This is a genomic window from Clostridium sp. AM25-23AC, assembly GCF_003435125.1.
In the GTDB taxonomy this organism is placed as follows: domain Bacteria; phylum Bacillota; class Clostridia; order Lachnospirales; family Lachnospiraceae; genus Pilosibacter; species Pilosibacter fragilis.
On record NZ_QWGI01000054.1, the window covers coordinates 1 to 5944 of the forward strand.

Here is a 5944-nt window from a genome sequence, read left to right on the forward strand (position 1 = left end):
AACAAAGAGGTTGTTTTTAGCGGAAATTTATGATAAAATAGAGGACGGAAGAATAAGCGGAAAGGGGGCGATTTTATGGGAGTTACGATTTCGGGTATGACAGGTGCAGGGAGCATCCGGCACAACAACCGCAGCTTCTCAGCGGCGAATGTAGACCGGAGCCGGACGGAGCAGAACATTGTTTTCTGCAACGAGGATCTGAAGCAGGTCTATCATATGGTCTTTGATGAAGCTCTCGCAGCCTACAACGCAAAGAAAACCAAAACGAGAGATAAGATACCGGACTACTATGAGCATATCCGGCAGAGTAAACAGGAAAAGCTGTTCCATGAAGCGATCTTCCAGATCGGCAACATGAGCGACTGTGGGTGCGGTACGCCGGACGGAGAACGGGCGGCGGCAGCTCTGAAAGATTTTGCGGAGTCTTTTGCAGAACGCAACCCCCATCTGCGGGTGTTCAATATGGTGCTGCACATGGACGAGGCAACGCCCCATCTCCATGTCGATTTTATCCCTGTGGCAACGGAGCAGTCAAGAGGACTTTCTACAAGGGTATCTATGAAACAGGCATTGAAGCAGCAGGGGTTTGTCGGTGTCGGCAGAAAGCAGACCGAATGGGCGGCGTGGATGGAACGGGAGAAAGAAGCTCTGACGGAGATCGCCCAGCGGCACGATTTTGAAATTATCTCTCTCGGCACGAACAGACCGCACATGGACTTGCCGCAGTTCAAGGAAGCGGCTGCGAGGCTGGAAGCGGTGCAGCAGCAGACAGCGGCAGTAGAGCGGGAGGTTGCTGAGCTGGAACGGCAGCGGGACGCTCTGAAAGGCACTGTGCGGCTCTTAAAGGAGGCTGACAGGGTAAATGCACCCCTGCATGATATTCAGCCGGAAAAGACGCTCACAGGGGCAGTAAAGGGCGTGACGGTGGATCAGGTCGAGCAGCTAAAGAAAATGGCACTGCGCAGCGTGACGGATCGGCACAAGGTACAGGAGCTGACGGAGGAAAACACCCGTCTGCGGTCACAGGTGCCGTCCATGAAGAAGCGGCTGGAAGAAGCGCAGCGGCAGCAGAGGCTTGAACAGGAAAACCGGAGGCTGCGCGATGAAAACTATTATCTGCAATCCGAGCTGCAGGAGGAACGCAGCTTCACCGAGCGTCTGACGGACGGCATCGGTCGGATGCTGGACTTCTTGGAAGAACACTTGCCGGAGCGTCTGCGTCCTCTGCTTGAAAAGGCGAGGGAGCTGCTGCCCGATCCGGAGATTGGACAGCAGCAGGAGCAACAGCAGCACCAGCGAGGAATGGGCGGCATGGAGCTGTAAAAGAAGCCTGTCCGGAGGGCTTGAAAATCTCTTTCGGACAGGCTATAATAACAACTGAAAATAGGGAATTGCTGTATTGATAATCTAAGCCCCCTGTAAGGGTACTCCCAACCTATATTTTTTCTCTCTGAAAGGGAGAAAGTCGGAGGGGAAAAGGGGGGTGAGCGGAGGGGTGTTGGAAGTGTGGTAAACCTCGTTAGAGGTTTTCCAAGCCACTGTGGTAAACCCATCGGGTTTTCCATAGTGGCGGCACTTTCAATGCCCCGCAGCGAGGGGGAAAAGGGGGAGGTGACTTTCTCTTTAAGGCGGCGTAGCCGCCGCTCTTTTGCTCCCCCTTTTCCCCCTTCCCGCCCGCAGGCGATCCCCGCCGCAGCGGATTTTCTTTTTGGTACTTTTTCTTTTGTGAGGTGGTAATATGACCGAGAATTATCGAGGCTGCTACGAGTATTTGAGCGCACAATATCCGGAGGTCGGAGGCTATGAGTTTTATAAAGAGCTGTTTCCGGACAATGAGAACTCCGGAGAACGGCACACGGATTTTTCCCATCCGAACGCTGTGTATCTGTATCGGGACGAACAGAGCGAGGATAAGAAGCTCCGGCGCAGGAAGATGTATAACGACACATGGGAACAGGATTACATGGAGTTTGTCGAGGGGAACAGCCTTACTTTGTGCAGCGGTCTTGCATATCGCAGAAAGGAGAACAGGCTGGAGAACGCCCAGCGGATGTATGCTCTGATCTTCGATCTGGATGGCGTAGGTCTTGCCGAGCTGCGCAACCTCTTTCTGCGCTTTGGCGGCGATCCGGAGCGAGTGCGCCGGTTGCCGATGCCGACTTTCCTTGTTCTGTCGGGGACAGGGCTGCATATCTACTATGTTTTCCAGCAGCCGATTGACCTATACCCGAATATAAAAATTCAGCTTAAAAGTCTGAAATATGACCTCACTTTCCGGCTATGGGAGTATGGCAGCACTTCGCAGGTCAAGGCGATCCAGTATCAATCCATCAATCAGAGCTTCCGCATGGTGGGCAGCATCAATGACAAGCATGGGACGGAGCTGGTCGCTTTCCGTACCGGAGAACGGGTAACGCTGGATTATCTGAACGCCTACGCAAAGCCAGAAAACAGGGTGGATGTCAATAAGCCTTTCAGCCCATCCAAAATGACACGAGCTGAGGCGAGGGAGGCATATCCGGAGTGGTATGAGCGTGTTGTTGTGAGAGGCGAGAAAGGACGCAAGAAGTGGGATATTGCCGGAAAGGTGCATGGTGATGATCCGTATGCGCTCTACCATTGGTGGCTGCGGCAGATCGGAGAGATAAAGGGCGGGCATCGGTATTTCTTTTTGATGTGCCTTGCTATCTATGCTTACAAATGCGGTGTGTCGAAGCAGCAGCTCCGGCAGGATATGAAAGAGGCTTTTGATGATCTGCAGATGGTGAAGCATGAGAACGCATTGACCGAGGAAGATATACGGAGTGCGCTGGAAGCCTACGACAAGGAGTATTACAATTTCACGATTTCCGATATTGAAGCTCTGACCGATGTTCGCATCGAGCGCAACAAGAGGAATGGTAGATCACAGAAAGAGCATTTGAAAAGAGCAAGGGCGGTGCAGGAAGTGGATTATCCTGGCGGCACATGGAGAAGAAAAGGGGCAGAAGAAAAGAAAGCGCAAGTCTATGCGTGGCGGCAGGAGCATCCAGAGGGACGCAAGGCCGATTGTCATAGGGACACCGGACTTGATCCGAAAACGATCCGCAAATGGTGGGACACCGTACCGGAGGGGCATATAACGGTCAAAATACGCCCATCACAGGCTTTGAGCGATCTGTTGGTGGAGGAATTTAAGAAAGGGCTGTAAACGCCCCAGAAACGCCCTACAAGGCGTTTTCGGGGCGGGGAAGGGTTTTTATATTACCCCACCGAAAACGAGGCTTGAAAACCGCGCGAAATAAGGCTTTTTCACCCCCTAAATGTACACGCTGCGGTGTTAGCATATAGAAAGCACTGTTCATAGAAAAGTTGCAAAAAAACATTTGCAATGCACTTGCAAATGTCACGAATATTGAATATAATATTAGTGCAAGCTAAAAATGACGAGGAAAGGAGTGCTATTATGGCTAAAGGAAATATGACGATAAGAATGGAGCCGGAGCTGAAAGCACAGGCGGCAGCTCTCTTTAAGTCCCTCGGAATGGATTTGAGTACGGCAACGGGTATTTTTTATCGACAGGCACTTAGGTGTCATGGACTTCCCTTTGAAGTCAAGGTTGACGAGCCGAATGCTGTTACCTATGCGGCGATGGAGGCGGCAGAAAAGGGAGAGGATATGTATGGTCCGTTTGATAGCGTTGCAGATCTGATGGAGGCGCTGAATGCTTAAGCCGGAGTTTTCGGGGCAGTTCAAACGAGATTACAAGCTTGCGATCAAGAGAGGCTGCGATCCGAAGAAGTTGGAGGAAGTGATCACGCTGTTGTGTAACGAGCAGCCGTTGCCGGAGGCGTATCGAGATCATGCTCTCACTAATTCCAGAAATTATAAGGACATGAGAGAATGTCACATCGAGCCGGACTGGCTGTTGGTCTATAAAGTTGTTCGGCAGACTTTGATTTTGAAATTGATAAGGACGGGATCTCATAGCGATTTGTTTTGAGATTAACTCCGGATGAAAGAGTGGTGATGATATTTGGCGGGTGTAATAACGGAAATTGCAATAGAATGTGGCGTGTCGGAACAGGCAGTTCGTGCATGGTGTAGGCGAAACCATGTTGCGAAAGATGCGAAAGGAAGTTTCGCAATCAGCGAAAGTCAAAAAACCGCCATATATCAGCATTATTTAGGTGTTGAACGAAAGCAAGTTTCGCAACAGGCGAAAGCAAGTTGCGAAACTTGCGAAACCACTTTGATCGCTATGCTGCAGGGAGAATTAGACCGGAAAAGCGAGCAACTTGCTGTAAAGGACAAGCAGATCGAGGAACTGAACGCAAGGTTGGCGGAGGTCAGCTCGGCGTTGGTGACGGCACAGCAGACTGCGGCAGCGGCCCAGGCTCTCCATGCTGGGACAATGCATCAGCAGCTTCTTTCCGGCAAGTCCGGAGCCGATCAGCCGGAGCGTGAGACAGAACCGGTTCAAAAGCGTAGCTGGTTTAGTAGGTTCTTTGGGGACTAAACAGAACGACAAATCGGGAATTGATACTGTATTAAAAGATTTTCCTCTTTTCTGCCCTAAATGCAAATTGACGCATATCATTGATGTAGAAAAATTAGAGATTGTAATCAAAAATACAGAAAAACAAACTTTTATTATTTAGAAGAAAGGATATAAAAATGAAACGTTTACCTAAATATACGCCTGCGGAAGTACGGAATGATCCATACGGATTTACTTACAAAGAAATGTCGGAAGTTATTGGCGAGAATGAAGCAAAAGCCTTATATGAAGAATTATATAAGCAATTACCACGCAAAAAAAATCTATCAATGTTGGTAAAAAATATTTGCAAAAGCAGTGATACTGAAAAGTATGTTTACGAACTGAAAGACAACAAATACATTGAAACGGTTTTTATCAAGCGGCGAGATGGTGGAACTGTTTGCGTGAGCACACAAGTCGGTTGTCCTGTTGGTTGTATTTTTTGTGAGTCCGGGCGAAATGGCTTTGTTCGTAATCTAACATCGTCAGAAATCGTACAACAGATTATATTGTTGCGTCGAAAAGTAAACCGTATCGTTTTTATGGGTATGGGAGAGCCTTTATTCAATTATGACAACTTGATAAAAGCAATCCATATTCTCCGAGATAGATATGGGCTCAACTTTCCAACCGACGGCATTACCATATCAACAGTTGGTCCGGTCGATCAATTAAAAAAATTGCGCGAGGAACATCTTAAAATTCAGTTGACAATATCTTTACACGCAGCAACACAATCTGCAAGAAATCGTATTATTCCTCACATGCGCATATATGCTATTGAAGATGTTGTTAAGCAAGCCTTATCCTATTCTGAAAGGCATAATCGCAAAATTGTCTTTGCGTATTTGCTTTTACCGGGTATAAATGACCGGCCCTCAGATGTAAGACAACTTGCAAAATGGTTTCGGGGCAAAAAAGTTATGATTAACGTGTTACAATACAACCCAACAAGCAATTCAAGAATTAAAGCACCACAGAAACGGGAAATAGTTGCATTCAAACATCAATTAGAGCAAGCAGGACTTGAAGTTACTATGAGAGTTTCTCATGGCAGAGAGATTAACGCGGCTTGTGGACAGTTAGCTAACACATATAATAAATTCAAAAAAAAATGATTAAAAGTGCCAGACGCATAGACGCAGAGCCGATAACGCATTAGGTCAAAAAACCTATGTGTTATCGGCTTTTTTATGACCAATTCCAGTTTATCGGTGGGATGAAGGTCGGGGAGCCGTCCGCAGACGGCAGGGGCAGCGCCCCTCCGGAGCTGGCAGAGCAGCAGGCACGAGCCGGCAGTGAAGCAGCTCCGGCAACCCCTCCCCTTTAGGGGCGCAAAGCACTTTCACACCGCTGCACCGATGGGGTGGCGGTGTGAAAGTGCTTTTGCGTTACTTTCTCACCAGAAAGTAACAAAGAGG

At 48.7% G+C, this 5944-nt stretch carries 7 protein-coding genes; all 7 read left to right on the forward strand.

Annotated elements, in window-relative coordinates:
* Positions 1–75: 75 nt before the first annotated feature.
* The 7 genes from DW677_RS17165 (at position 76) to rlmN (ending at position 5641) form a co-directional block, all read left to right on the forward strand.
* Complete coding sequence (locus tag DW677_RS17165) at positions 76–1323, forward strand: plasmid recombination protein (RefSeq protein ID WP_015517767.1); 1248 nt, start codon at positions 76–78, stop codon at positions 1321–1323.
* A 415-nt stretch (positions 1324–1738) separates the two neighbouring features.
* Entirely contained in the window at positions 1739–3190 is a 1452-nt protein-coding gene (locus DW677_RS17170) for a hypothetical protein (protein ID WP_199488597.1), read from the forward strand.
* Between the two features lie 255 nt (positions 3191–3445).
* Positions 3446–3712: a type II toxin-antitoxin system RelB/DinJ family antitoxin gene (locus tag DW677_RS17175; RefSeq protein WP_033119556.1), complete on the forward strand. Its 267-nt coding sequence runs from the start codon at positions 3446–3448 to the stop codon at positions 3710–3712.
* Positions 3705–3983, forward strand: a complete 279-nt coding sequence (locus DW677_RS17180; RefSeq protein ID WP_021632616.1) for a type II toxin-antitoxin system YafQ family toxin — start codon at positions 3705–3707, stop codon at positions 3981–3983. The genes DW677_RS17175 and DW677_RS17180 overlap by 8 nt, the downstream gene beginning before the upstream one ends.
* 249 nt (positions 3984–4232) lie before the next feature.
* Positions 4233–4499 (forward strand): hypothetical protein, encoded by a 267-nt coding sequence (locus DW677_RS18975; RefSeq protein ID WP_242992232.1) that lies wholly within the window; start codon positions 4233–4235, stop codon positions 4497–4499.
* Positions 4489–4641, forward strand: a complete 153-nt coding sequence (locus tag DW677_RS19235) for a cysteine-rich KTR domain-containing protein (RefSeq protein WP_117567892.1) — start codon at positions 4489–4491, stop codon at positions 4639–4641. The genes DW677_RS18975 and DW677_RS19235 overlap by 11 nt, the downstream gene beginning before the upstream one ends.
* A gap of 16 nt (positions 4642–4657) precedes the next feature.
* Complete coding sequence (rlmN, locus tag DW677_RS17195) at positions 4658–5641, forward strand: 23S rRNA (adenine(2503)-C(2))-methyltransferase RlmN (protein ID WP_002584956.1); 984 nt, start codon at positions 4658–4660, stop codon at positions 5639–5641.
* Positions 5642–5944: the final 303 nt, after the last annotated feature.